Source organism: Dechloromonas sp. TW-R-39-2 (assembly GCF_016864195.1).
Taxonomy (GTDB): Bacteria; Pseudomonadota; Gammaproteobacteria; order Burkholderiales; family Rhodocyclaceae; genus Azonexus.
The window spans coordinates 2976243-3001451 of the sequence record NZ_CP045202.1 but is presented as its reverse complement, the minus strand read 5'-3'; the positions used below and the strand labels follow the sequence as shown (position 1 = coordinate 3001451).

Here is a 25209-nt window from a genome sequence, read left to right as displayed (position 1 = left end):
CCTTACTGAATAATGAAAGAAGTGAAAAGGACCGCCTTGGCAGGACCTTCCGGCATGATCAACTCACCCTTCTTGGTCCGGGTGGGCGGCTCGATAGCCGTGTTGACCTCATCCTTCAGCGTTTCGGCCAGCTTTTCCTTGCCTTCCTTGGGCAGCAATTCGGACGCTTTCTTGCTGGAGAGCAAGAGCGTGATGTTGTTGCGAATCTTGGGCATCTGCGCTTTGAGTGCTGGCTCCGAGTGGGCATCGTCCAGTTCGACGGAAAGGATGACCTGCAAGTACTGGTCACCGTTTTCCGGGACAAGATTCACGGTGAACGGCTCAAGATTGACGAAAACCGGAGGCGCTTCCTTGGCGTCTTTCTTTTTTTCTTTCTTCTTCGGCTTGGCCGTCTCTTCGGCCGCTTCCTCGTCGTCTGCGTGATCGCCCTTCTTGAGCAGCATGAATGCAGCGCCGCCCCCTGCCAGAACGACAACAAGCACCACGGCAATAATGATGATCAAGAGTTTTTTGCTCTTTTTGGGTGCTTCTGCCCCTTCTTCGGCTGGCTTGGCGTCTTTTGACATCTTGTCCCCTTATCGATTGATCTTGATGGCCGTTCAGGCAAACAGGTCTACCAGACCCCGCCCTCGCTGGATCGGCATTACGCCGACTAATGTATCCGAGCCACTATCGGCCGGAAGTATAGCGTTTTCGCCCGTCGAGCGGTTCCCGTTAGCAAATTGCTGTTGGGTTTCACGCTGCTGCTGTGGCAATTGTGCGCCAACGCTGGTGTCACCTAGCGTGATTCCTGCGCTGGAAAGCATTTCCCGCAGTTGTGGCATGGCTGTTTCGATAGCCTGACGGACTTCTGCGTGGGCTGAAGTGAAAACGGCCGAAGCTTGATCGCCGTTCAGCGACAAAGAAATCTGCATCGGCCCCAATTGTGGTGGATTGATACTGATTTGCGCACTTTGTTGTTCGTTTTTGGCAAGCCAGACGATTTTTTCGCCAAATGCACCGCCCCAGGCCGCGTTCTGGAGTGGCGTTGATATGCTGTGACTCCGTTCGGCAAAGTGGTTTTCTTGCTGGGCGTGGGTCGATGTCAGTGCGCTCAGTGTGCTGGAAAAGCTGTTGCTGGTCGGCTGGGGGGGACTTTCCACGGCAATATTTGCCGTTTCCGCCGGCTTGAAAATTGTTTCTGCCTTGTCTGTGCTTGCCGAAAGCCAATCCGGCTTTGTCGAAATGCTGGATTGGCGTATCTCTGTGCTTGGCGGTGCGATGGTTGTTTTTTCTGCCTGTACGGGCAGCAGTGCGTTCGAGATTGCCACAAGGCTGTCTGAGTGAGTTTCGTCGCTTGAGTTTGAGTTCAATAAGCCGGTGTTGGGCTCACCACCTTTGCGGCTACGCCCTTCAAGCAATGAGATGGCATCCTGGGTCTCTGTTGTGGCAACAGCGACGGTTGCTTGTGCCGGCGGCAGCGGCAGGCCGTTCGGGACCATGCCCGATGGGTCGGTGAGCAATAGCGGGTCGAGCGCTGCTTGCTCATCCGTTGCTTTTTCTTCTGGTTTGCCAGCCAGTGGGGTTTCTTCGAGAACTGGGGCTTGAGGCAGGATTTGCCCGCTGCTGAGTTGGGCTAGCAAGGCGGCAAAACCGGTGGTTGGCGCGCTATCTTCCGGCTGGGCTGCGCTGCTTGCCTGAGAGGCTGCCGTGCTGCTGGCGACGGGGGGAATGCTGGCGCTTGAGGTGATGGTGATGCCCATGACGAATCCTGGCGAGGAACTGAATTGCTCATTAAAAAGCAATTGGCGTGCCGGATTTTTCTAGTCTTGATTGTTTGGGTCTTGTGTTGCGTATTTGCGGGACGAAAATTCGTCCTGGAGCTTTTGGTCCTGCTTGCCTTCCTTGTAGCGTTCGCGGGCATCGTGACGCAGGGAAAGGGTGTCGATGGCTTTCAGACGCTTGTTTTCGGACTTCCAGTGCTCTTGCCCGGCGGCCGTGCTGCGTTCTGTCTGTTGAACGGCCAGGCTTTGCTGATTGATGGCATCGTCGATCCGGCTCAGGAAGTCCTGGTAGTTGCGCAAGGCCAGACGGGTAATACCTTGGGCGGTTGCGTCGCGCAGGCGTTGTGCATATTCATCGCGGTATTGCTCAAGCATCTGGAGCCGGCTTTTGGCGCTTTGCTCTGCTGCAATCAGCTGGCCAAGTTTGCGCGTTGCTTCATCGGTGCGCGTTTGCATCAACTCGAGCAGGGGCTGAAGAGAAAAAGGCTGGGCCATGGCTTGTTAGAACAGCGTGGCGAGCGCGCCCAGGCTATGGGAAAAGTCGGATTGCTCGGTCAACTGCTGCTGAAGGAAGTTTTCCATCTTTGGATAATAGTTGATTGCCTGATCCAGTACAGGGTCGGAGCCCGGAGAATAGGCGCCGACTGAAATCAGGTCGCGCGAGCGCTGATAGCGCGCAAAAAGAACTTTGAAGCGTCGAATCTGATCGAGATGTGCCGGTTCGATCAGGTTGACCATGGCACGGCTGATCGATTGTTCAATATCGATTGCCGGGTAATGCCCGGCATCCGCCAGCGTCCGTGAAAGGACGATGTGGCCATCAAGAATGGCGCGAGCCGAGTCGGCGATAGGGTCTTGCTGGTCGTCACCTTCGGCCAGCACGGTGTAGAAGGCGGTGATTGAGCCGCCTCCCTCGGGGCCGTTGCCAGCTCGTTCGACGAGTTGTGGCAGGCGTGCAAAAACCGAAGGCGGATAACCTCGTGTCGCGGGTGGTTCGCCAATCGCCAGGGCAATTTCGCGTTGAGCCATGGCATAGCGAGTCAGCGAATCCATGATCAACAGGACTTGCTTTCCCTGGTCGCGAAAATATTCGGCAACCGTTGTGGCATAAGCGGCGCCTTGCAGGCGCATCAGCGGGCCGGTATCGGCCGGTGCGGCAACGACAACGGCTCGACGCATGCCTTCGTCGCCAAGAATCTGCTCGATGAATTCCTTGACCTCACGGCCCCGCTCGCCAATCAGCCCGACGACAATCACTTCAGCTTCGGTGTAGCGGGCCATCATGCCCAGAAGTACCGATTTGCCGACGCCGGATCCGGCAAAAAGACCCATCCGCTGGCCGCGTCCTACGGTCAACAGGGCGTTGATTGCCCGAATTCCGACATCAAGCGGCTGGTGAATGGCTGCGCGGGACATCGGATTGACTGGCCGGCTCTGTAGCGACCTGGATTCACGGGCGAGTAACGGACCTTTGTTGTCGAGCGGTCGACCGACCCCATCGAGTACCCGTCCAAGCAACTCTTCACCAACCGGCGCCTGCTTGGCCCGGTCGATGGAGCGCCGGTGCAGAGGTGGCTTGCCACCGACTTGCGGCGGCGTCGATGGGGTATCGAAGGCGACGACTTTGGCGCCAGGGGCAAGGCCGTAGACATCATCGGAAGGCATCAGATAAAGCTTTTCGCCGGCAAAGCCGACGACTTCCGCTTCCACCGGTGCGCCACCGAGCGGAAATATTTGGCAGGAACTCCCCAGCGGCAATTTCAGTCCAGTGGCTTCCATGACCAGACCGTTGATTCGGGTCAGTCGGCCGACCGGCCAAAGTGGCTGGGCGTTGCTCGCCGCAATCTGGCAGTTTTCAAGGAAGTTTTGCCAGCGCCCGCTGTGGTCGGGCAGTGTGCTCATGGTTGCTTCAGCCATTCCGTGGGCTGTGTGCCTATCGCTTCCAGAACACGGCGCCAGCGGGTTTCTATCGAGGCATCGACTTCACTGGTGCCGGCCTTGATCTGGCAGCCACCCGGTGAAATGTCGGGATCTTCGATGATCTGGCTGCCTCCCTGCGTCAGCTGTTCGCCCAGGTGTTTGCGGATATTCGATGCGTCGACCGGGTTGAGGCGTAGGGTGATCTGGGCATGATGCAAGGGCAGTGTATTGATCGCCTCGCGAATGACCGGGAGCAGGACTTCCGGATTGGCTTTTATCGCGCCATGCGTCAGTTGTGCTGCCACTTCAAGGGCAAGCGCAAGAACGCTGTCCGCCAGTGTTTGATCCAGTGAACCGAGGGCCGATTCGATATTGCCGATCAGCGTCCGGATCTGTGTGCTTTCTTCACGCACAGCCTCCTGGCCGGCCTGTTCGCCGGCTTGCCGCCCTTCTTCGAAGCCGGCTGCGTAGCCCTCGGCCTTGGCTTCTTCGTGAATGAGGGCGATATCGTCAGGGCTGGGGGGCTGAAAAAGCTCCGCCGGCGTTTCGATGACAGGAGCCGGTGCGGCCGCCGGTGCGGCCTGCGTGACGCTTGGCTTCTGGTCGAATGAGCCGATTTGCCAGCGCTGATAGCTGGCCAGTTGTTCTTTTGGAATGATGCCGGACATGGTGACTTAAGCGATCAGACCATTTGCTCGCCACCGGCGCCACCGAGGACGATTTGTCCTTCGTCGGCCAGTCGGCGGACAACCTTGAGGATTTCCTTTTGTTCGGCTTCGACTTCGGAGAGGCGAACCGGACCTTTGGACTCCAGATCCTCGCGCAGCATTTCGGCGGCGCGTTGCGACATATTCTTGAAAATCTTCTCGCGCAAGTCGGGAGATGCGCCTTTCAGGGCGAGGATCAGCGAGTCGGACTGGACTTCGCGCAGGATGAGCTGGATCGAGCGATCGTCGATGTCCATCAGGTTCTCGAAGACGAACATTTCGTCCAGAATCTTCTGGGCCAGGTCGGGATCGTATTCGCGAATGGCATCGACCACGGAAGTTTCGTTGGCCGTGCCAATGAAGTTAAGAATTTCAGCGACGGTCCGCACACCACCCATGGCCGTACGCTTGACGCTGGCCGAGCCGGACAGGATGCGCATCATGGCTTCGTTCAGTTCGCGCAGCGCGGCCGGCTGGATGCCTTCCAGCGTGGCAATACGCAGTACGACGTCGTTACGCAGGCGCTCGGTGAAGTGGTTGAGAATTTCCGAAGAGTGATCGTGCTCAAGGTGCACCAGGATGGTCGCAATGATCTGCGGGTGCTCGTTCTTGATCAGGTCGGCAACAGTGGGCGCATCCATCCATTTGAGACCTTCGATCCCCGACGTTTCGCCGCTTTGCAGGATGCGCGAAATGAGGTTGGAGGCCTTGTCGTCGCCGAGTGCCTTGGTCAGCACCGAACGGATGTAGTTGTCGGTGTCGACGTGCATTGCCGAACTGCCTTCGGCCGTGGTCAGGAATTCGTCGAGAACAGCCTCTACCTTGGCGCGCGGTACGGACTTGAGGGAGGCCATGGCATGTCCCAGTTTCTGTACTTCGCGCGGGCCGAGGTGCTTGAGCACTTCGGCCGCATGATCTTCGCCCAGTGCAATCAGCAGCGTGGCACTTTTTTCAAGTCCGTCATCAGCCGGCATTTGCGCCCATCCATTCCTTGATGATGTTGGCTACCGCCTTTGGATCTGCCTGGGCGATATCGCGTGTCTTCTGAACCTTGACGGCGTAGTGGTCGATGGCGACTACGTCTTCGCCATCCTCGCCGGTCACGATGATGTTGCCCAGCGCATCGGTAACCGTTTCGGCTGTCCCTGAGTCCTCTTCCTTGGGCGGTGGGAACATGGTCTTGAGCGATGGCTGGATGATCTTGAGGTAAAGCAGCGCCAGAATGCCGCCAATGATCAGGTATTTGAAAATATCCTTGGCGTAGGAAATATTCTCCGGATCCTTCCAGATCGGCAAGCTATGGTCGGCAGGCTCGGATGCTGTGAAGGGCGCGTTGGCGATTGACAGCGTGTCGCCACGTTCCTTGCTGAACCCCATGGCCTCACGAACCAGTTCGTTGATTTGTTTCATTTCGGCTTCAGGGATCGCCTTGGTCGTCGGCTTGCCATCCTTGCCGACATCCTTGCGGTGGTTGACGACGACCGCCGTCGACAAACGTCGGATCGCACCCATGGCTTGCTTGGTGTAACGAACTGTTTTATCGACCTCGTAGTTGATCGTCGAGTTTTTGCTGGTATTGATCGGTTGACCGGCGGCATTCAGCGGTGCGGTAACACCCGCTGCATCAACTTGCCCTTGCGGCGGCACGGGCTTGCCGGGTTGCGTCGGGGTCGTGCCGGTTGCTGGTTGGGTCAGTGGCGCGGTGGCAGGCACCGGCGGCTGATTGGTCAGCGCGCCGGGAACGCCGCCGGCGGCCTGGTTGACGCTGGCGGTTTCGTTTTTCTGCTGGCTGCGAATGCTGCTGGTTTCCGGTGTGTTGTTCGGACGGTAGCTTTCAGCCGTTTGCTCTGTCTGCGAAAAGTCGATGTCAGCGGCAACCTGGACCTTGTAGTTTTCCGGGCCGAGTACTGGTTTGAGGATTTCCTCGATGCGCTTGATGATGCTGTCTTCAACTTCGCGGATGTATTTGTTTTGTGCCGGGTCGAGCCCGGCTTCGGTCAGCTTGCTTTTGAGTTGGGAGAGCAGGGCGCCGTTTTGATCGATGACCGTCACGTTGGCCATCGGCAATTGCGGCACGCTGGAGGAAACAAGATGGGTGATGCCGGCCACCTGGCCGCCATCGAGTGTGCGGCCCGGGTAAAGATTGAGCATGACCGAGGCGGTCGGTTTTTGTTCGTCGCGGACAAAAACCGACGGCTTGGGAATCGCCAGGTGTACCCGTGCCGACTGGACTGAACCGATCGACATGATGGTGCGTGCCAGTTCGCCTTCCAGGCCACGTTGGTAATTGACCTGCTCGGCAAACTGGCTGATGCCGAATTTTTGGTTTTCCATCAGCTCGAAGCCGACCATGCCGCCACGCGGCAAACCTTGCGAGGCCATCTTCAGGCGGATTTCATGCACCCGGTTGGCTGCAACCTGAATCGAGCCATTGTCGGACATGCGGTGTGGAATGTTCTGCTGTTCAAGCAGGGTGACGATGGCCCCCCCATCCTTCTCCGATAAATTCGAAAAAAGTACTTTCCAGTCAGGTTGTTGGCTCCAGAGAACGGAGCCAACAACAATGGCAACAATGGCGGCCAAGGCCACCATGAAACCAATTTTTTGCTGGATGCCAAGGCGATTGAAGGCCTCGCGCATGCGCTCCAGGGGGTTGCCTGGGGGGGCGTTGCCTGCCGTCGTTTCTGTGGTTGCTGCCATCAATGCCTGGGTAAATTGCGGTGAAACAGAAGAAGAATCAATAGAGAAGCCAAATTTTCCTAGAAATATTCTACTATTATCAACGCCTAAACGACCCCCTTTTTTCAATGACCATTCCGCAGAGTGCTCCAGCCAGTCTTGTTGCAGACGCCAAGGCAGAGGAGCTGCAACGTGCCTTTGCCGTTTTCAATCAGGTTTCTGCCGAGCTGACGCAGGCTTACGAGGCCTTGCAGACGCGAGTTGCCTCTCTGACGGAAGAGTTGGCCGTGGCCAATGGCGAATTGCGGCGTCAGTACCAGGAAAAAGAGGCTTTGTCGGAGCGCTTGTCATCGCTGCTCGATGCCTTGCCTGCCGGCGTAGTCCTGCTTGATGCCAGTGCAACGGTTGCTGCGGTCAACCCGGTGGCGATGGGGCTTTTTGGCGCATCGGTGATGGGGCAGCATTGGGGGGACGTGGCGCGTCAGCACCTGGAGCCGACGATGACGGTTGGCGAGTGGCTGTCCGGGGATTCCCGGCTTTCTGTCGCTGAAAGTGCGCTACCTTCCGCCGGTGGCAAAATCCTGCTGATTCATGATGTGACGGCGGCGCATCGGATGAAAACCGAGCTGGAGCGGAATCAGCGCTTGGCGGCCATGGGCGAGATGGCTGCCTCTTTGGCCCACCAGCTGCGTACGCCGCTGGCTGCAGCCTTGCTCTATACCTCGAATCTGGGGCAGTCCGGCGTCAGTGATGAGGCGCGGTCGCGTTTCTCGGAGAAGGCGACGGGGCAACTGCGGCGCCTCGAACGCTTGATTCAGGATGTGCTCCTTTTTGCCCGCGGCGAAAGTATTGGACGTGATGTGATCCCGGCCGGAGATTTGTTGCTGGAGGCAGCGCAAACAGTGGAGCCCTTGATGCGCGAGCACCGGCTTGAGTTTGTCACGGTCGACGAGTGCGAACAGGCGATAATCGTTGGCGGGCGAAAGGCCTTGTTCGGCGCATTGGTGAACTTGCTCGAAAATGCCATGCAGGCGACCCCGGTGGGCGGCAAGATTTGCCTTTCGGGCATTCGGCGCGGCGATGTGCTGACTCTTTCCGTGCGCGATTCCGGGCCTGGCGTCTCCAAGGAAACCCAGGCGCGCATCTTTGAGCCGTTTTTTACGACCAAAGGGCAGGGGACGGGCTTGGGTCTGGCCATTGCGCTGGGCGTGGCGCGGGCGCACGGTGGTGCGATTGAATTGTTTTCCGAACCGGGGTGCGGGGCGGAGTTCGTAATGAGTTTGCCGCTGATTTCTGCGGATATGGAAAAAAATACTGATGAGTGAGCATCAATTCCCCATTTTGGTCGTTGAGGATGACCCCAGTTTGCGTGAGGCCATTGGCGATACGCTGGAACTGGCCGGGCGTTCCTATATTGCCGTAGAGGGCGGAGCGGAAGCGCTCAAGGTGTTGACTGAGAAGGCCGTGTCGATTGTTGTCAGTGATGTCCGGATGATGCCGATGGACGGCATTGCGCTGCTCAAGGAGATCCGGGCGCGCTTGCCGCATTTGCCGGTGGTCTTGATGACGGCCTACGCCGAGGTTGAAAAGGCGGTCGATGCGATGCGCTCCGGTGCCTGCGACTTCCTGCTCAAGCCTTTCGAACCGCAGGCTTTGCTGGCTCACATCAAGAAATACGAGTTGCCGGATACCGGGCAGTCTGCCGGGGTTGTCGCGGTCGACCCGGCCAGCCGGGAGCTTTTCACCATGGCTCAGCGGGTCGCTCAAACGGATGCCACGGTGCTGTTGACCGGGGAATCGGGGGTTGGCAAGGAGGTTGTGGCGCGCTTCATTCATCGGCAGTCTGCGCGACACGCCGGGCCTTTCGTCGCGATCAACTGTGCCGCGATTCCCGACAGTCTCCTGGAGGCTACGCTCTTCGGTTACGAAAAGGGCGCTTTCACAGGGGCGCAGCAGGCACAGGCCGGCAAGTTCGAACAGGCGCAGGACGGTACCTTGCTGCTCGATGAGGTGACTGAAATGCCGATGGGCTTGCAGGCCAAGCTGTTGCGCGTGCTGCAGGAGCGAGAAGTCGAGCGGGTTGGCGGGAAAAAGCCGGTTGCCTTGAATATCCGGATTGTTGCGACATCGAACCGGGATATGGCCGAGGCTGTTGCAAAAGGCGTTTTTCGTGAGGATCTGTATTATCGGCTGAGTGTTTTTCCAGTCCAGATTCCTGCCCTGCGCGAGCGTCGCGAAGATATCGTACCGATTGCCCGCAGTTTCGTCGTTGAGCACGGCGGTCGTCTTGGCCGGGTTGGCGTCTCTCTTTCCGCGGCGGCCGAGCTTTCCTTGCAGGCCCACGCCTGGCCCGGCAATGTCCGGGAGTTGGAAAACGTCATTCAGCGTGCCTTGATCATGGCGCCGGGCAAGGAAATTTTGCCGGAGCACTTGCGGCTTGCTCCTCGTCCCTCTGCCGAGCTGCAGCAGCCGGTGGCGGCTGTGCTTGCCACGCCGGATTTTTCTTCTGCACCACCCGATTCAGCTATTCAGGATGCGGAAAAAAGAGTCGATAATATGCGTGACTTGGAGCGTGAACATATTCTTCGGACGCTGGCTGAAGTAGGTGGCTCCCGCAAATTGACCATCGAGCGCCTGGGGATTTCCGAAAGGACCTTGCGCTACAAGTTGCAGCAGTACCGGGATGAAGGTTTTTTCAAGGATTGACGGCTTCCTGGCCTGATGTTTGCTTTGAATTGACCGGGATTAAAGGAGCGTCTTATGGACACGCAAGGTATCGAACAAATGTTGAATGTGTTGCGGACAACCGCATCACAGGCTACGGGCAAACCGGCGGAAACGACGGCAGCCACCGGTACGTCCAGTTTTGCTTCCGTGCTGCAAAATTCCATCGACAAGGTTAGCCAGACACAAACTCAGGCTGATCAGATGGCGGAAAAACTTGCCGCCGGCGACACCAACCAGAATCTTCACGAAGTCATGATTGCGTTGCAGACGGCCAGTGTTTCTTTTCAGGAAATGGTGCAGGTACGGAACAAGCTGGTCAGTGCCTACCAGGACGTAATGAACATGCAGGTCTGAGCCTGCATGTTTTTCAGGATAGCCCGGATTCCCGGGCTTTTCTTTCGCGCTCCATGCGCGTGATGTAGCGCTGAATCTGCGCCAGGCGGGTACCCGGCAAACTGGTAAATTCGCAGCCAATTCGCAAGTAAGGCAGTCCGCCGCGTGTTTCTTGCTGGCTGACCTTGCGGACGCACAAATTCACGGCAATGAATCCGTCTCCCGGAATTTCAAGGCGACAATCCGGAAAAATGCTGCCCGGCGAGAATGCGTCGCTCTGCTCGATTTTGCCCATCAGGCTGATGCCGCCACCACTGATGTCGAGCAGGGACAGGTTGAATACTTCGGTGGTGTTGTCTTCGCGCAGCCTGGCCAGTTTGCAATGCAGCGGCAGGGCGTGAGGTGTTTCAAGCCGGAAATATTCGCGACGCTGCAGGCGCAGCATGGTTGCCGGGAGCGGAATCCCCAGCGCGTCACGTCCGTTGATGTTGCCGGCGTATTGATTGGTCACGCGCAGCTGGATCGTGACCTTGTCCAAAATCGCAGTCAGCGTCAGTTCCGGAGAGCGCTCTGTCAGGCGTCGAATTTCATCGGAGTTGGCCAAATCCAGGAAAGTATGGCCTGTTGCTTCGTCGACCGCGAGAATGGTGCTGATGAAAAATTTTCGGCCGCCATCGACGTAGATAGTGATGATGGCATGTTGTTTCTCAAGCGATCGCAGGTAGGAGGTGATTTCCATCGGCTGGGTCAAGAGAAACTGGCCGTAGGTTTCGGGCCGGTCAATTTCAAAAATGGGGGCGCTGGAATCCTGATCAATAGTCATGGGTTATCTTTGTTTTCAAGGCGATAAAGCCAGGCAAGAAGTTCGGCAACGGCAAGGTAAAGTTCGGCGGGAATCGATTGGTCAATATCAACCTGAGTCAATAATGCGACCATCTCCGGGGATTCATGTACATATACCCCGGATTCCCGAGCCTTGGCAATAATCTGTTCGGCAACCAGACCGCGTCCCTTGGCGACAACGCGAGGGGCGGCATCGGCCTGGCCGTAGGCGAGGGCAATCGCCTCGCGTACATGCTCAAGGTGTGATTTCGCCATGGGTGACCGCAAATTTGTTGAGTTGTAGCCCGGATGCTTCCAAGGCGTTGCCGAGTTGCTTGGCGGCAGCGCGAAGCGTGGCTTCGCTCGAGTCGTTATCTGTGGTGAGCGTTAGCTCAAGGCTTCCTGTGTTCCCCAGGCGCAAGCGTGCTTCTATGCCGCCCAGGTTCGGTAGGTCAAGTTTGAGCCGGGTTTGCCAGCGGGCTGGGGTTTCATCGATCTCTGAGCGCGGTCGACCGTCGTCTTCGGTGATTTCCCAGTGCATCGGTTGCCCCGGCCAGACTTGTCCCTGCCAGACATAGGTTTGGGTGGCGAGGGCATTCAGCTGCTGCTGGACGATGGGGGTAAGCTCTGGGTGGATGGCCGTTGTGCGCTGGTTGATCGGTTGCTCGGTGGGTTGTACCGTGCTGGTGGTCTTTGGCTCGGTGTTGCTGGTGACTGCCGTTTTTGCTGCGACTTCTGCTTGAGATGGATTGGCGGGCGGTGATTCAGCCTGCGTTTTTTGCAGGGCCCCTTCCGATAAATGGACGTGAGCGGCAATATCTGCCGAGTCAGCATGGACGGAAGAGGGGGCGGCATTGGTCGGTGCCGGAATCAGGGTTGAAAGTTTCCCTTGGGGTTCTTGTAGCAGATTGGCTGTGCTCAGCTTGCCTTCGAGCCATTGCGCCTGGTGCGCCTCGTAGAACATGCCGCTTTTGCTCAGCGACTCCTTGAGTGCGGGAAGAAGCTCGCTGGCTTGTCCTGAGAAGTGGGTGACCAGTGGTTGATTGGCATTCAGGGCGGCAGGTTTGGCCTGCCCGCCTTGCTGTTCCACTTTGCCGAGCAGTTCGCCAATCAAATTGCCAGTCTTGCTCAGACTGGTTGAAACCGAATCATTACCTTTGCCGCCTGCCTCGCTCGCTGTTTTATTGCCCACCACCGCCAGGGTGAGTTTGCCGTCGTTTTCTACGACTTCGAGCTCAATCGTGTCACCCGCTTTGGCCGAAAATGGCAGGGCCAGTGTCAGGTCGCGCTGGGCGATCACAGCCCGGTAAGTCCCGTTCGGTAGCAGGCTTTGGATTTCAGCCATGATCCGTTGTCCGACAGAAAACTCACTGAGGACGTCGGCTACTTTTTGGGCGGCTGGTGCGGGCTGTACCGGCGCAGGAAGGTCTTGGGTAACCTGCCGCAGGCGACTGGCTAGATCGGCGGGGATCATCGTGTAGTGACCTGGTCGGCCGTGAGTGAGAGGCGGGTAACTACTTTAATATGAATTGACGAATCTGGTCCCGCCATTCGGTGGCGTCTTCCAGAATTCCTTTGTCCGAGCGCTGAATGTTTTCGCAGATAACCCGAATTTTTTGCCGGTCCACGGGGGATGGTGCCGGGTAGTTGCCGTCCTGATGATTCCTGATCATCTCGCTGCGTGCTGCAATCAGCAGTTCGAGCTGGTCCCAGTTGCCATCTTCCCGGGTTGCAAGCATCGTCTGCGAGATTTCCTGCAGCTTTTCGAAAAAAGCGAGAAGCGATTTTTCTGCCACGGTTGCTTAGCCTGGCAAATGACGTTCTTCGGCCGGGATTTGCCGCCAGGCAGAATGAATTTCTTCAAGTAATTCAAGGACTTCGTCTAGAATTGACTTGTCGTTTTTCATGTTGGCGTGTAGCAGCCGAACGGTCATGTATTCATACAGGCTGGCCAGCTGGTCAGCCAGATCGCCGCCTTGCTCAAGATCCAGGCTGGCTTTCAGCCCATTGGTGATGATGTCGATGGCTTTCGAAATCGCACTGCCTCGTGCCTCGATTTGCTTGTTCTCCATCGCGGAGCGTGCAAGCAGGATTGCATCTCTGGCGCCTTCAAACAGCAACAGGATCAGTTTGTACGGATCCGCTGTCTGGACGGATGTTTCCAGTCCAACCTGAGAATAGGCGCCAGCGCTACGTTGTCCAAAGCCAAACACGAAATGTCACTCACAGTCTTGTTGATCGAAGCTCTCCTGGAGCAGTCACGGAACACCTGTGTAAAGGCCGATTCCGCGGGCTGCTCAAGGTCTCCCCAGTTATAACGGATTCAAGTCCGCCAACTTGAGAGCATGTTACTACTCAATCAAGGCTTACTGGCGGAGCAGGGACAGAACGTTGTTGGGGACCGAGTTGGCTTGTGCCAGCATGGCTGTGCCTGCTTGCTGGAGAATTTGCGCACGGGTCAGGCGAGCGGTTTCCTCGGCATAGTCGGCATCCATGATCCGGCTGCGCGATGCTTCCTGATTTTCCCTGGAGACCTGCAACTGGGAAACCACGGCGTCGAGACGACTTTGCGCACCACCCAGGTTTGCACGTTGCGTATTGACGGCGTTCATGGCTGCGTCAATGGATGTTAATACGTTATTGGCATTTGCTGTGCTGCAAATATTCGATCCGGTTTGAGCGATGGAGATATCAGTAAAATCACCAATTTGAATGTTTATTGTCTGACCGACATTGGCTCCTACTTGGAAAGTCTGGTTGCCGGAGCCGCTAAACATCTGCAGTCCATTGAATTCAGTTTGTTGGGCAACCCGCAGAACCTCTGAGCTTAGTTGCTGAAATTCGGCATTCAGATTGGCGCGGTCGCTGGTGGTGTAAGTGCCGTTGGCTGATTGTACGGCAAGTTCGCGCATGCGCTGCAGCGCTTCGTTGATCTTTGCCACACCGCCTTCTGCCGTCTGGACAAACGAAACTGCATCGTTTGCATTCCGGATGGCCATGCCCATGCCGCGGGACTGGGCTTCAAGTCGGGTTGCAATAGCCAGCCCGGCTGCGTCATCCTTGGCGGAATTGACTCGCAGACCCGAAGACAGGCGATTCAGTGCGACAGCCAGTGAACCTTGCGATGTGTTGAGGTTGCGCTGAGCGGTCAGCGAGGGAATATTGGTGTTAATGATTTGAGGCATGGCACTCCTCCTGCAAAAGTTAGCTGGACGATCCTTTTACTGATCGATCGTTGAACTAACTAGAGCATTAAGCGTGCCAGCTTTTTCGCTGTAGAAACAAAAACGGCGCACAAGGCGCCGTTTTTGTTTCTACGGGATTTTCGCGGTCAACTACATTTTTGCAATCTGTTGCGTCAGGAATGTGCTGGTGGTTTGCATGCCTGAAATCATCGTGTCGAGTGAAGAAAAGCGGGCTCTGTACCGTTTCTCGATTGAGGTTAGCCGGTTGTTGAGCATTTCTTTCTGGTTGTCGAGCAACTTGATCGAGTCTTTCAGGCCCGTTGTCCGGGCGCTGATCACCCCGTTGGTGTCCGTCAGTGTCGTAACCAGCGTATTAACCGCTTTGCCGTAGCCGTCCATCATGCTTTGCAGTCCACTGAAGTTAGTGTCGACTGCTTTCTGGAATTTTGTGGCATCGACCGACATGACGCCGCTTGAGTCAATGCTGATGCCTGCGTCGGCAAGTTGCGTGAGGGCGCCTGTCACGCCGCTTGGTACGGTACGCAGTGCTTCACGCATCTGGCGGTCGATCGAGCGTGCGGTCGAGTCTCCGGTTAGCGCGCTGGCGGTTGATGCAGCATCCGTCGACGTTGACAGTGTCGTGCTGGGGTTCGCTGCGGTGTTCTTGACGATGGTGCTGTGCAGGTCGTTGTAGGCCTTTACGAAATCGTCGGCGACTTTCTTGATGCCGGTCGAGTCTCGTGCAATGGTCACCGTGGCTGGCGTACCGACATTTTCCTTGGTCAGCTTGAGGGTTACGCCGGGAATTGCGTCAACAACCGTATTGGAGCTGAAAGACAAATCGACGTTGTCCAGCTTGACCTGGGCATTCTGGGCTGCCTGGACTTGTGTCAGGTTATTGCCGCCCGCGGTAAAGGAAAGCTGCGACAGGCCCGGGTTCGTGTTGCTCAGGACGTTGTATGCGTCGGTATTGTTGCCGTCGTTGTCGGTGACCGCAATCGAAATCGTATTGCTTGCCCCGGTTTCCTTGCTGGTCAGGACCAAGCGTGCGCCACTTGTATCGGTCAGGATGTTGGCGCGTACCGATGTGTTGGTGCTGCTGGCATTGATGGCATCCCGGATACCGGCCAGCGTATTGTTCGTGCTGTCAATCGTGACCGAGAAGCTGTTGCTGCCGTTGGAGATCGCAAGCGAGCCCGTGCCCATCGTTTCGCTCGCACCGGCTACCCGGCTTGATAACGAGTGTGCTTTGGCGAGTTGGGAGATTTCCAGGGCGTATGTCCCGGAAGAGGCGCTGGTTCCGCTGGTTGCCGATGCGACCGTGGCATCCGAGACCGTCGAGGTGAGAAGATTGGTCTTGGTCGAATAGAACGCATTGGCCGCTGTTTTCAGCGTTGCCAGGGCGCTGCTGATCGCGCCGTAGGCCGAGATCTTTGCGTTATAGCCAGCGGTTCGTGTTGTCAGGCGAGTCAGTGGCAGTTTTTCGACGGCCATCAGCTTGGTTACGATACTTTCCGCATCCAAGCCGCTACCTACGCCGAGTGATGAAATGCTAGCCATGTCAGTTCCTTACAACAAGAAGTACCTCTTAATAGCAGGAATTATGCCTGTTGTTTGACCAGCAGTCCCTGCAGTTTATCCAGAGCCTTGGCGATCTGCAGCATGTCTTCCGAGGGGAATTGCCGGATCAGTTCCTTGGTGCTGCGGTCGACGACCTTGACTACCGTTTTTCCAAGATCTTCATCAATCGAGAAAAGAATGTCCTGATTCTTGGTGTTGACGAAATTCTGGACGTCATCAACGGCTTTCTTGACGTCTTCCTTTTGAATTTCGCGGACAGATTTCTTGGTTTCCGGCGTTGGCGCGAGTTCGGTTGCCTTTTCGGCTTCGGCACGCTGGGCTGCGGCGGCAGCCTGGCGTTGGACTTGATCGCCTGGCGGAGATGCGTATGCAGCCGGATTTCCGCTGCTGATGCTTTGAATGGCCATGATGAAAATCCTTTTGTAGGCCAGCGGAGCGGCAACTTAGATGCCGCTCCGGATGGTTGACCGGTAAAAACTGCCGGTTAGCGGAGCAGGCTGAGTACGTTGTTCGGCAGGGAGTTGGCCTGGGCCAGCATTGCGGTCCCTGCTTGCTGCAGAATCTGGGCGCGGGTCAGGCGGGCGGTTTCTTCGGCAAAGTCGGCATCCATGATGCGGCTACGAGCACCTTCCTGATTTTCACGGGCGACTTGCAATTGTGAGATAACTGATTGAAAGCGGCTCTGGGCGCCGCCGAGATTGGCGCGTTGGGTGTTGATTGAATCCATTGCCGAGTCAATTGCAGCGATCATATTTGTGGCAGTGGCTGCTGTACTGATATTCGAACCGGCAAATGTGTAGCTTGCATTGGTCAGGGCGCTGATGTTGACATCAATCGTTTGGCCGGTATTCGCGCCCACTTGGAAGGTTTGTTGTCCTAGTGTGCTGGTAAACATGGCAATGCCGTTAAATTCGGTTTGCGATGCGATGCGAGCAATTTCACTCGATAACTGACCAAACTCAGCGTTCAGGTTGGTGCGGTCGCCGGAGGTGTAGGTGCCGTTGGCGGATTGAACAGCCAGTTCGCGCATCCGGTTCAGGGATTCGGTAATCTTGGAAACACCGCCTTCTGCCGTTTGCAGGAAGGAGAGAGCATCGTTGGAGTTGCGGATGGCAACGCTCATGCCGCGGGATTGGGCTTCCAGGCGGGTTGCAATGGCAATGCCGGCAGCGTCATCCTTGGCAGAATTAACGCGCAGACCGGAGGACAGGCGGGAAAGCGCCGTGCTCAGCGTGCCTTGCGATGTATTCAGATTGCGCTGGGCGGTCAGCGAAGGAATATTGGTATTGATGACTTGGGGCATTTCAATTCTCCTTACAGTACGTGAGATGTGACCACCGGGTTTGTGAGGCTATTCCGTGATCCCTTGAGTCAATTACGGGCAATCAAGAATAAACTTGAGGGCAATTATTAATAATTTGGTAAGTTACAGATGAAACCTGAACTTCTTGGTCAGTCGGGCGGACTGAAAATCCCTGCACGCGAAGATGATGCTGTTCTCGCCGAGGTCTTCGATGAACTGGCTACATTACAGTCGGACGAGCAGGCATTCTGTGCTCGAGCCGACATGCTGGCCCTGGGTTTTCGTTACAAGGGGGAGACGGCGCGATCGATCGCCGTTTATCAATATGTCTTGTGTTATTACCCGGATCATTCGGGCATCCTGACCAATTTCTCCGGAGTTTTGCTGAGTCTTGGTTTGCGCGATGAGGCCTTGCCTATTCTGCTCAAGGTTGTCGATCAGGAGCCGGAATACCTGGGGGCCTGGGATAACCTGGCGGAAGCAGCCTATCGCTACGGTCGACTCGATGAAGCCGAGATGTTTGCCCGCCACGCACTGGAGATCGATCCGGGCGATTACGTTGCCTGGAACCATCTGGCCGGCATTTACAAGGACCGGGGGCGTTTGCTCGAGGCGGTGAGTTATTTCCAGAAGGGGATTCTTGCCTCGCCTGCCAATCCGATGATTTACAGCAATCTGGTATTTACCTCGATTTATTGTGGTCAGGGCTGGATGCCGGACTACACCGCCGAAACAGCGCGCAATTTCGATCGTGTGCATGCCCGTCGCTACTGGCGTGACGACTGGGGGCACGAAAATACCCCCGAGCCGGAACGTCCGCTGCGCATTGGTTTCGTTTCACCGGACCTGCGTCGTCATGCCGTGGCTTATTTTGTCGAGCCCTTGTGGCAGAACCTGGATCGCAAGCAATTTCATCTGGTCGCTTATTACAACCAGGCAACCCGGGATCGGGTGACGGACCGGATGGAAGCCCTGGCCGATGAATGGCGCCCGGTGGTCGGCCTGAGTGACGATCAACTGGCGGCGCAGATCAGGGAGGACAAGATTGATATTCTGGTCGACCTGGCCGGGCATACCGCCGGTAACCGCCTTCTGGCTTTCGCCCGGAAGCCGGCGCCGGTTCAACTGACCTGGCTGGGCTATCCATCGACGACGGGTTTGCGTGCGATGGACTGGCTGCTGACTGATGCATCGCTCGACCCGCCCGGCTTGACGGAGCACCTGCTGGTTGAAAAGCCGTGGCGCATGAAAGACGTTTTCTGTGTCTATCGTCCCCATGATGGCAGTCCGGAACCGATTGATCACCCGCCGGTTGATGACAATGGCTACATCACTTTTGGTTGCTTCAACAATTTTGCCAAGGTGACACCGCAGGTGATCGCCTTGTGGTGCCAGATACTGGTCAAGGTGCCCACGGCGCGTCTGCTGCTGGAGGCAAACGCTCTCGAAGATCCCTCTTTCGCCAACGATGTGCGCAACCGTTTTGCCGAGGGCGGGGTTGATCCGGCGCGCCTTGAATTGCTGGGACGTCGTCCGGAGCATCAGTATCACTTGTACAACCGGATCGATATTGCGCTTGATCCATTCCCCTGCAACGGCGGAACCACCACATTCGATACCTTGTGGATGGGGGTGCCGCTCGTTTCACTTGAAGGCGGCCACATGATGGCCCGGATGGGTGGGGATCTACTGCGCCATGCCGGTCTGGATGAGCTGGTTGTTTCCAACGAAGATGATTACGCCTCGGTAGCGATCCAGCTGGCGAACGATTGGCCCCGCCTCCGGCATCTGCGTGACGGGCTGAGGGATCGTGTCCGGCAAAGCCCCTTGATGGATGCCGCTCTTTTCTCGCGCAATTTCGAGGATGCAATGCGCGGCATGTGGCGTGAATGGTGCGCTCAACGAAAAGCCCCTGTTGCCTGATAGCTGGAATGGTCTTTGCTAGCCAGAATCATCCTGAAATTCTACTTTGATTAGAACGGTCACCTATTTATGGTTAACGACGCAGAAGCCCTCATTGCCGAAGGATTGGAACATCACCGGGCGGGACGCCAAGATGCCGCCGAGCGTTGTTATCACGCCGCCATCGAAGCCAATCCCGCCTGTGCCGACGCCTGGCATCTGCTGGCTTTGCTGGCTCGCGAAATTTCGATGCTCGATGTGGCACAGGAGCTGGTTGGTCAAGCCATTGAACTGGCACCGGAAATTGCGCTGTTTCGGGTGACATTGGGCGATATTCTGCGTGACCTGAAGGATACGGAAGGCGCTGAAGGTGCTTACAAGGCCGCGCTGGATGCCAAACCGGATAGTTTCGAGGCGATGACCGGGCTTGGCCTGCTTTACCGCGCCCAGAACCTGCCGGGAGATGCCTTGCCCTACATGGTCGGTGCCTTGGCGCTTCGTCCCCAGTCGCCGGAGGCGTTGAGCAATCTGGGGGTCGTACTTGAGTTGCAAGGCCATCTGGACGGAGCGATCGAGTGTTACCGCAAGTCCCTGGCGCTGGCGCCCAGCAGTCTGACTTTCCTGACCAATCTGGGATCGGCTCTGGTTTTGAGAGGTGATTTTGAAGAAGGTGCGGCGTTTCTTCGGCAAGGGATTGCGCTGGCCCCTGAAGATATCGATATTCGCCTGAGTTTCTGCCGCCTGCTGCGTCGTCAGGAAAAATACGATGAGGCGCTGGAGGTGCTCGACCAGGCGGTTGCCGATTTTTCGGCGACCAGCGATCTTTTGCTGGAGCGCGGCTTGTTGCTGATCCGGATGGATAAGCTGAAAGATGCCGAAGCGGCGTTGATCGAGTCGGGCAAGATTCACCCGCGCCCCGAAGTCAGTGTCGCGCTGGGTACCGTTGCCCAGTTGCAAGGTGACCCGGAGCGGGCGATTCGCATGTGCCGCCAGGCGATCGGGATGAAGGACGACTATCTCCCGGCCTGGGGCTCGCTGGCCCGGACTTTCCTGCTGGTGCACAAGATGCAGGATGCCGAATCCTGCTTCCGGAAAGTGCTTGAACTGGATCCGGATGATGCGGTTGCCCACAAACTGCTCGCGACTACCTTGAGCGGCCTGGGGCGCGCCGAGGCGGCGCTGGCCGAGTTTGAAAAGGCGAAGGCGCTGGACCCCGATATTGCCGGCCTGGGCTACGAGTACGGTTTGTGCCTGCACAAGGCTGGACGGACGGAGGAGGGGAAAAAAGTGCTGCAGGCCATCCTCGACAACGACCCGGAGGAAGCCGATCTGGTCGGCGCGGCAACCAATATCGCGATGATCTACAAGGATATGGGCGACATGCCCAAGGGGCTTGAGTATCAGCACAAAGCCGTTTCCATCGCCAAATATCACAGCAACCTGATTTTTTCGATGATGTATGCCTCGCACGTTGCGCCCGAGGAAATCATTACCGAGGCCCAGAAATTCGAGGCCATGCACTGCCAGGCGCTTGTCCCGGTCGACGGTGTCAAATTGACCAATTCGCCGGACCCGAAGCGGAAAATCCGGGTCGGTTTTGTCTCGGCCGATCTGCGTGATCATGCAGTCGCCTATTTTGTCGAACCGGTCTGGCAGGCGCTGGATCGCGAGCGTTTCGAGATTTATGCCTACTACAGCCATTTCGCCACCGACCATGTCACCCGTCGCCTGAAGCAGCTGGTGACGCGCTGGCGCGGTGTCGGGGCGATGAGCGACGAAGCGCTTTGCCAGCAGATCCGTGACGATCAGGTCGATATCCTGGTCGATTTGAGCGGCCACACGGCGGGCAACCGTCTGCTCACTTTCGCCCGTCGCGCTGCGCCCGTGCAGTTCGGCTGGCTGGGGCATCCGGCAACGACCGGCGTCAAGCAGATGGATTATCTGCTGACCAATGCCTATGCCGAGCCAGTCGGCATGACCGAGCATCTGAGCAGCGAGACGCTGTGGCGCTTGCCGGAAAGCTACTGCGTCTATCGTCCGGGCCAGAACAGTCCGGAAGTTGTCGAAGTGGCGCCCTGTGTCGAACGTGGCTACATCACTTTTGGTTGTTTCAACAATCTGGCCAAGGTGACCGAGGACGTGATCCGCGTCTGGAGCAAGGTGCTGCTTGCCGTGCCGAATTCCCGTTTGATGCTGGAATGGACCACTTTCAGCGATCCGGCCCTGTGCGATGAGTTTGCCAGCCGCTTCGCCCGTTTCGGTGTGGGCCGCGAGCGTCTTGAGCTGGTGCCGCGCCGCAAGGAAAACCAGTACAAGCTTTACAACCAGATCGACATCGCGCTCGATCCCTTCCCGTGCAATGGTGGCACCACCGGTTTCGACACCATCTGGATGGGCGTGCCCTACATCACGCTGGCCGGCCATCACCTGATGTCGCGCATGGGCGTGATGATCCTGTCGAATGTCGGGCTGGACTCGCTGATCGCCGCGACCGAGGATGAATACGTCGGGCTGGCCGTCAAGCTGGCCGAGGATCGTGAGCGCCTGTTCGCCCTGCGCCAGGGCTTGCGCGACAAGATGCTGATCAGTCCGTTGATGGATGCGCCGCGTTTCGCGCGTCACTTCGAAGCAGCGTTGAGTGGCATGTGGCAGCACTGGTGTGATCAGCAAAACGAGGTCAAGCAATCATGAAAGCAGTCATTCTTGCCGGCGGCCTGGGCACCCGGATTTCCGAAGAGTCGCACCTGCGCCCGAAACCGATGATCGAGATCGGCGGCAAGCCGATTCTCTGGCACATCATGAAGATGTACTCCAGCCACGGGATCAACGAGTTCATCATCTGCCTCGGCTATCGCGGCTACGTGATCAAGGAGTATTTCGCCAATTACTTCCTGCATTCGTCCGATGTCACCTTCGACATGCGCGGCAATCGCATGGAAGTGCATGAGGAGCACGCCGAGCCGTGGCGTGTCACGCTGGTCGATACCGGGCAGGAAACGATGACCGGCGGTCGTTTGCGCCGGGTGCGCAAATATCTCGATGACGGCGAAGACTTCTGCTTTACCTATGGCGACGGTGTTGCCACGGTCGACATCAGCAAAGAGATCGAATTCCACCGGGCGCACGGTCGCCTGGCGACGGTAACGGCCGTCCTGCCGCCGGGGCGTTATGGTGCGCTGGAGCTGACCGGCAACCGGGTCAGCGGCTTTCGCGAGAAGCCACCCGGCGATGGTGGCTGGATCAACGGCGGCTTCTTCGTGCTGTCGCCCAAGGTGATCGACTATATCGACAACGATGCGATGCCCTGGGAGCAGGACCCGATGAATCGCCTGGCCAGCGAAGGTCAGCTTGAGGCTTATTACCATTCCGGTTTCTGGCAGGCGATGGATACCTTGCGCGAAAAGAATCTGCTCGAAGAGCTCTGGGCCTCCGGCGAAGCGCCGTGGAAAGTCTGGAATGCCTGAACTCTGGCGCGGCCCGACGGCCGATTTCTGGCGCGGCAAGCGCGTCCTGCTGACCGGGCATACCGGCTTCAAGGGCAGTTGGCTGGCTTTGTGGCTCTCCGACATGGGCGCCGAAGTGGCCGGCCTGGCGCTGCCGCCCGATCATGCCGGGCAATTGTTCGCAGCGGCAGGAATTGCCGGGCGATTGCAGCATCACGTCGTCGATCTGCGTGATGTCGGTGGTGTCGAGCGGGTGATGGCCGATTTTCGTCCGGAAATCGTGCTCCATCTCGCGGCGCAGGCGTTGGTCCGCAAGAGCTACCGCGAGCCGGCCGAGACTTTCGCGGTCAACGTCACCGGAACGATGAATTTGCTCGAAGCTTGCCGTAAGGTCGATAGCGTTCGGGCCATCGTTGTCGTGACGAGCGACAAATGCTACCTGAACCGCGAATGGACCTGGGGCTATCGTGAAGACGAGGCGCTCGGTGGCGAGGATCCGTACAGCGCGAGCAAGGCGGCGACCGAGTTGCTGGCGCATTGCTGGCGCAGTTCGTTTTTGCGCGGGCAGGGCGTGGCGCTGGCCACGGTGCGGGCCGGCAATGTGATTGGCGGCGGCGACTGGTCGGAAGACCGGCTGGTGCCGGATGCGATGCGGGCTTTTGCGGCCGGTCAGCCGCTGACTTTGCGTAACCCCTCGGCAACGCGGCCGTGGCAGCATGTACTGGAGCCGCTCTCCGGTTATCTGCGGGTGGCCGAAGGTTTGTTTGCCGGCGAGGCGATTGCCGAAGCGTGGAATTTCGGGCCGGATGAGTCCGGCGTGAGGAGTGTCGGCGAAGTATCGGCAACGATGGCTGAGCTTTGGGGGCGGGCGGCCGAAGTTCGCCATCAGGTTGATCCGAATGCGCCGCACGAAGCCGGCCTGCTCAGTCTGACATCGGCCAAGGCGCGTCAGCGTCTCGGCTGGCGTCCGCAATGGAGCGTCGATCAGGCGCTGGCTTGCACGGTCGACTGGTACAAACAGGCCGAAAATGCCCCGGTTGCTGCAGTGCTTGAACTGACGTTGGGGCAAATCGCGGCTTACCGGAATTTGCTCGGGGGCGGCCGTGGAGTTCATTGACACACCGATTTCCGGCCTGCGTCTGGTCAGGCTGGCCCCGATCCGCGATGAACGCGGTTATTTCTCGCGTATTTACTGTCAGGAAAAATTTGCCGCAGCCGGTTTTCCCGATCCCATTTTGCAGTCAAATCAGTCGTTGACCGTGGCAAAAGGAACGGTGCGCGGTATGCATTTCCAGCTTGCACCGCATGCCGAAACCAAGTTCGTGCGCTGCGTCAGCGGTCGGATCTGGGATGTCGCGGTCGACATCCGCGAAGGCTCGAGAACCTGGGGCCAGTGGTTTGCCCAGGAACTGACACCGGACAACTTCATGATGATGCTGATTCCCGAAGGTTTCGCGCACGGTTTCCAGGCGCTGGAGGAAAATTCCTCGCTGCTTTACATGGTGTCCAAGCCCTACTGCGCGGCGGCCGAGCGCGGTCTGCGTTTCGATGATCCGGCACTCGGCATCGACTGGCCGTTGGCACCCGTGGGTGTCTCAGCCCGCGATCAAATGCAACCCCTTTTGTGTTCTGGAATTACATCTTTGTAGAAGGCGTGCTGCTGCCTTGCCTACAATGCTTAGATAGGAGAAAACGAATGGCAAATGATCCACGTGACCTCAACGGTCAAAAATTGAATGCAGCATTGTTGATGCTGGGGCGAGATCGTCAGTTGCGCCAGGAGTTAGTGCAATGGTTGAAACAAGCAGAGCAGCGTATCGGTTATAAGGGTTCGGTGCGCGACGATATTACCGGACCGATCATTGATGCTTTGCATTGCGACGCTGATGTGTACGAAAAAACGCTGGCTGATGGTACGCAGTTTCAGTTTTTTTACCGCACCAAAATTGCTCGTGATTTTCTACTGGCTACGTCTGAAACCCCCACCCATGTTTGGGAGCCACAAACCACTCGGTTGCTCAAGTATCTCGCTGCTCATAGCGACTCGGATGTTCTTGTTGGGGGGGCTTACTTTGGCGATCATGCCGTACTGTTGGGGCGACAATTGAGCGAATCCGGACGCCATGTGCATTGCTTTGAACCGAATCAGGCTCAGGCTGGAATGTTGCTAAGTAATGTGGCGTTAAATGGTCTGGACAATCTGCTCATTCGAAAACAAGGATTGTGGGATGAAGGAAGCCAGAAGTTGCGGCTTGATGGCTTTGATTCATTTGCTAATGTCGTGCAGGTGGGGGCTGCTGAAGAGGGCTTCGAGACGGTAACGATTGATGATTACTGTGCCGATCAAGGCTGTCATTTAAGTCTAATTATGCTGGATATCGAAGGCGCTGAATTGCGTGCCCTGCAAGGGGCTACTCAGACACTGCGCAAGGACCGTCCGGCCATCGTGTTTGAAGTGCATAGAGATTATGTTGATTGGTCTGAGGGCTTGCTTAAAACACCGATATGCGTTCTCTTGAGCTCGCTTGGTTACCATATCTTTGCTGTACGTGATTTCAATACGAATCAGGAAATGGGAATGCTGCCGATTGAATTGATTCCGGCTGACCATGTTTATCTCGAAGGACCGCCACATGGCTTTAACATGCTTGCTGTACTGGACGAAACCAGTCTGGATCGGAGTTTGTTCAAGCGTGTTGAGAATGTAAGTCCTAAATTATTGCGCCACAAAAATCCTGCACTTCATCATCCATTTGATGGAATGCCAGGTAGGTAATCCACACATGGCTGTTATACCGGTTTTTTTGACTGAGCCGCAAGTGATCCGTCTCGGCAATCCCTTAA

25 protein-coding genes are annotated in these 25209 nt (G+C 57.1%); 9 read left to right on the top strand and 16 right to left on the bottom strand.

What is annotated here, in order from left to right:
• Positions 1 to 2 precede the first annotated feature (2 nt).
• From GBK02_RS14500 to fliF, 7 genes are all read right to left on the bottom strand, one after another.
• On the bottom strand, positions 3 to 566 hold the full coding sequence (locus tag GBK02_RS14500; RefSeq protein WP_203467324.1) for a flagellar basal body-associated FliL family protein: 564 nt from the start codon (positions 564 to 566) through the stop codon (positions 3 to 5).
• Positions 567 to 599: 33 nt separating this feature from the next.
• Positions 600 to 1481, bottom strand: coding sequence for a flagellar hook-length control protein FliK (locus GBK02_RS14495; protein WP_203467323.1), 882 nt, complete (start codon positions 1479 to 1481; stop codon positions 600 to 602).
• Between the two features lie 321 nt (positions 1482 to 1802).
• Positions 1803 to 2258, bottom strand: coding sequence for a flagellar export protein FliJ (gene fliJ / locus GBK02_RS14490; RefSeq protein ID WP_203467322.1), 456 nt, complete (start codon positions 2256 to 2258; stop codon positions 1803 to 1805).
• 6 nt (positions 2259 to 2264) lie between these two features.
• Positions 2265 to 3665: a flagellar protein export ATPase FliI gene (gene fliI, locus GBK02_RS14485; protein ID WP_203467321.1), complete on the bottom strand. Its 1401-nt coding sequence runs from the start codon at positions 3663 to 3665 to the stop codon at positions 2265 to 2267.
• Positions 3662 to 4351 carry a flagellar assembly protein FliH gene (locus GBK02_RS14480; RefSeq protein WP_203467320.1) on the bottom strand — a complete coding sequence of 230 codons (690 nt, stop codon included), beginning with the start codon at positions 4349 to 4351 and terminating at the stop codon, positions 3662 to 3664. Before GBK02_RS14480 ends, fliI begins: the two co-directional genes overlap by 4 nt.
• 14 nt (positions 4352 to 4365) lie before the next feature.
• A complete protein-coding gene (gene fliG, locus GBK02_RS14475) occupies positions 4366 to 5364 on the bottom strand; it encodes a flagellar motor switch protein FliG (protein ID WP_203467319.1) in 999 nt (332 codons plus the stop codon).
• Entirely contained in the window at positions 5354 to 7090 is a 1737-nt protein-coding gene (fliF, locus tag GBK02_RS14470; RefSeq protein ID WP_203467318.1) for a flagellar basal-body MS-ring/collar protein FliF, read from the bottom strand. The genes fliG and fliF overlap by 11 nt, the downstream gene beginning before the upstream one ends.
• Positions 7091 to 7197: 107 nt before the next feature.
• Between fliF and GBK02_RS14465 the strand changes: the two genes are divergently transcribed.
• From GBK02_RS14465 to fliE, 3 genes are read left to right on the top strand one after another with little or no spacing between them, the layout of a single operon-like run.
• Complete coding sequence (locus tag GBK02_RS14465) at positions 7198 to 8394, top strand: PAS domain-containing sensor histidine kinase (protein WP_203467317.1); 1197 nt, start codon at positions 7198 to 7200, stop codon at positions 8392 to 8394.
• Entirely contained in the window at positions 8387 to 9775 is a 1389-nt protein-coding gene (locus GBK02_RS14460) for a sigma-54 dependent transcriptional regulator (protein WP_203467316.1), read from the top strand. Before GBK02_RS14465 ends, GBK02_RS14460 begins: the two co-directional genes overlap by 8 nt.
• Positions 9776 to 9829: 54 nt before the next feature.
• Positions 9830 to 10150: a flagellar hook-basal body complex protein FliE gene (fliE, locus tag GBK02_RS14455; protein ID WP_203467315.1), complete on the top strand. Its 321-nt coding sequence runs from the start codon at positions 9830 to 9832 to the stop codon at positions 10148 to 10150.
• Between the two features lie 13 nt (positions 10151 to 10163).
• Here fliE and GBK02_RS14450 read toward each other — a convergent pair whose 3' ends face one another.
• The 9 genes from GBK02_RS14450 to GBK02_RS14410 form a co-directional block, all read right to left on the bottom strand.
• Positions 10164 to 10952, bottom strand: coding sequence for a flagellar brake protein (locus GBK02_RS14450; RefSeq protein ID WP_203467314.1), 789 nt, complete (start codon positions 10950 to 10952; stop codon positions 10164 to 10166).
• A complete protein-coding gene (locus GBK02_RS14445) occupies positions 10949 to 11227 on the bottom strand; it encodes an EscU/YscU/HrcU family type III secretion system export apparatus switch protein (RefSeq protein ID WP_203467313.1) in 279 nt (92 codons plus the stop codon). Before GBK02_RS14445 ends, GBK02_RS14450 begins: the two co-directional genes overlap by 4 nt.
• On the bottom strand, positions 11208 to 12296 hold the full coding sequence (locus GBK02_RS14440) for a flagellar hook-length control protein FliK (protein ID WP_203467312.1): 1089 nt from the start codon (positions 12294 to 12296) through the stop codon (positions 11208 to 11210). The genes GBK02_RS14445 and GBK02_RS14440 overlap by 20 nt, the downstream gene beginning before the upstream one ends.
• 169 nt (positions 12297 to 12465) lie before the next feature.
• Entirely contained in the window at positions 12466 to 12747 is a 282-nt protein-coding gene (locus GBK02_RS14435) for a hypothetical protein (protein WP_203467311.1), read from the bottom strand.
• Between the two features lie 6 nt (positions 12748 to 12753).
• Positions 12754 to 13164, bottom strand: coding sequence for a flagellar export chaperone FliS (fliS, locus tag GBK02_RS14430; protein WP_203467310.1), 411 nt, complete (start codon positions 13162 to 13164; stop codon positions 12754 to 12756).
• Positions 13165 to 13317: 153 nt separating this feature from the next.
• Positions 13318 to 14136, bottom strand: coding sequence for a flagellin (locus GBK02_RS14425; RefSeq protein WP_203467309.1), 819 nt, complete (start codon positions 14134 to 14136; stop codon positions 13318 to 13320).
• 150 nt (positions 14137 to 14286) lie between these two features.
• A complete protein-coding gene (fliD, locus tag GBK02_RS14420; RefSeq protein WP_203467308.1) occupies positions 14287 to 15696 on the bottom strand; it encodes a flagellar filament capping protein FliD in 1410 nt (469 codons plus the stop codon).
• Positions 15697 to 15737: 41 nt separating this feature from the next.
• Entirely contained in the window at positions 15738 to 16124 is a 387-nt protein-coding gene (locus GBK02_RS14415) for a flagellar protein FlaG (RefSeq protein WP_203467307.1), read from the bottom strand.
• 77 nt (positions 16125 to 16201) lie between these two features.
• On the bottom strand, positions 16202 to 17020 hold the full coding sequence (locus GBK02_RS14410) for a flagellin (RefSeq protein ID WP_203467306.1): 819 nt from the start codon (positions 17018 to 17020) through the stop codon (positions 16202 to 16204).
• A 129-nt stretch (positions 17021 to 17149) separates the two neighbouring features.
• Between GBK02_RS14410 and GBK02_RS14405 the strand changes: the two genes are divergently transcribed.
• From GBK02_RS14405 to GBK02_RS14380, 6 genes are all read left to right on the top strand, one after another.
• Positions 17150 to 18943, top strand: coding sequence for a tetratricopeptide repeat protein (locus tag GBK02_RS14405; protein ID WP_203467305.1), 1794 nt, complete (start codon positions 17150 to 17152; stop codon positions 18941 to 18943).
• Positions 18944 to 19012: 69 nt separating this feature from the next.
• Positions 19013 to 21613: a tetratricopeptide repeat protein gene (locus GBK02_RS14400; protein ID WP_203467304.1), complete on the top strand. Its 2601-nt coding sequence runs from the start codon at positions 19013 to 19015 to the stop codon at positions 21611 to 21613.
• Positions 21610 to 22386, top strand: coding sequence for a glucose-1-phosphate cytidylyltransferase (gene rfbF / locus GBK02_RS14395; protein ID WP_203467303.1), 777 nt, complete (start codon positions 21610 to 21612; stop codon positions 22384 to 22386). The genes GBK02_RS14400 and rfbF overlap by 4 nt, the downstream gene beginning before the upstream one ends.
• Positions 22379 to 23482, top strand: coding sequence for a CDP-glucose 4,6-dehydratase (gene rfbG, locus GBK02_RS14390; RefSeq protein ID WP_203467302.1), 1104 nt, complete (start codon positions 22379 to 22381; stop codon positions 23480 to 23482). Before rfbF ends, rfbG begins: the two co-directional genes overlap by 8 nt.
• On the top strand, positions 23469 to 24014 hold the full coding sequence (gene rfbC / locus GBK02_RS14385; protein ID WP_203467301.1) for a dTDP-4-dehydrorhamnose 3,5-epimerase: 546 nt from the start codon (positions 23469 to 23471) through the stop codon (positions 24012 to 24014). The genes rfbG and rfbC overlap by 14 nt, the downstream gene beginning before the upstream one ends.
• A 47-nt stretch (positions 24015 to 24061) precedes the next feature.
• A complete protein-coding gene (locus GBK02_RS14380) occupies positions 24062 to 25141 on the top strand; it encodes an FkbM family methyltransferase (RefSeq protein WP_203467300.1) in 1080 nt (359 codons plus the stop codon).
• The last annotated feature ends 68 nt before the right edge of the window (positions 25142 to 25209 follow it).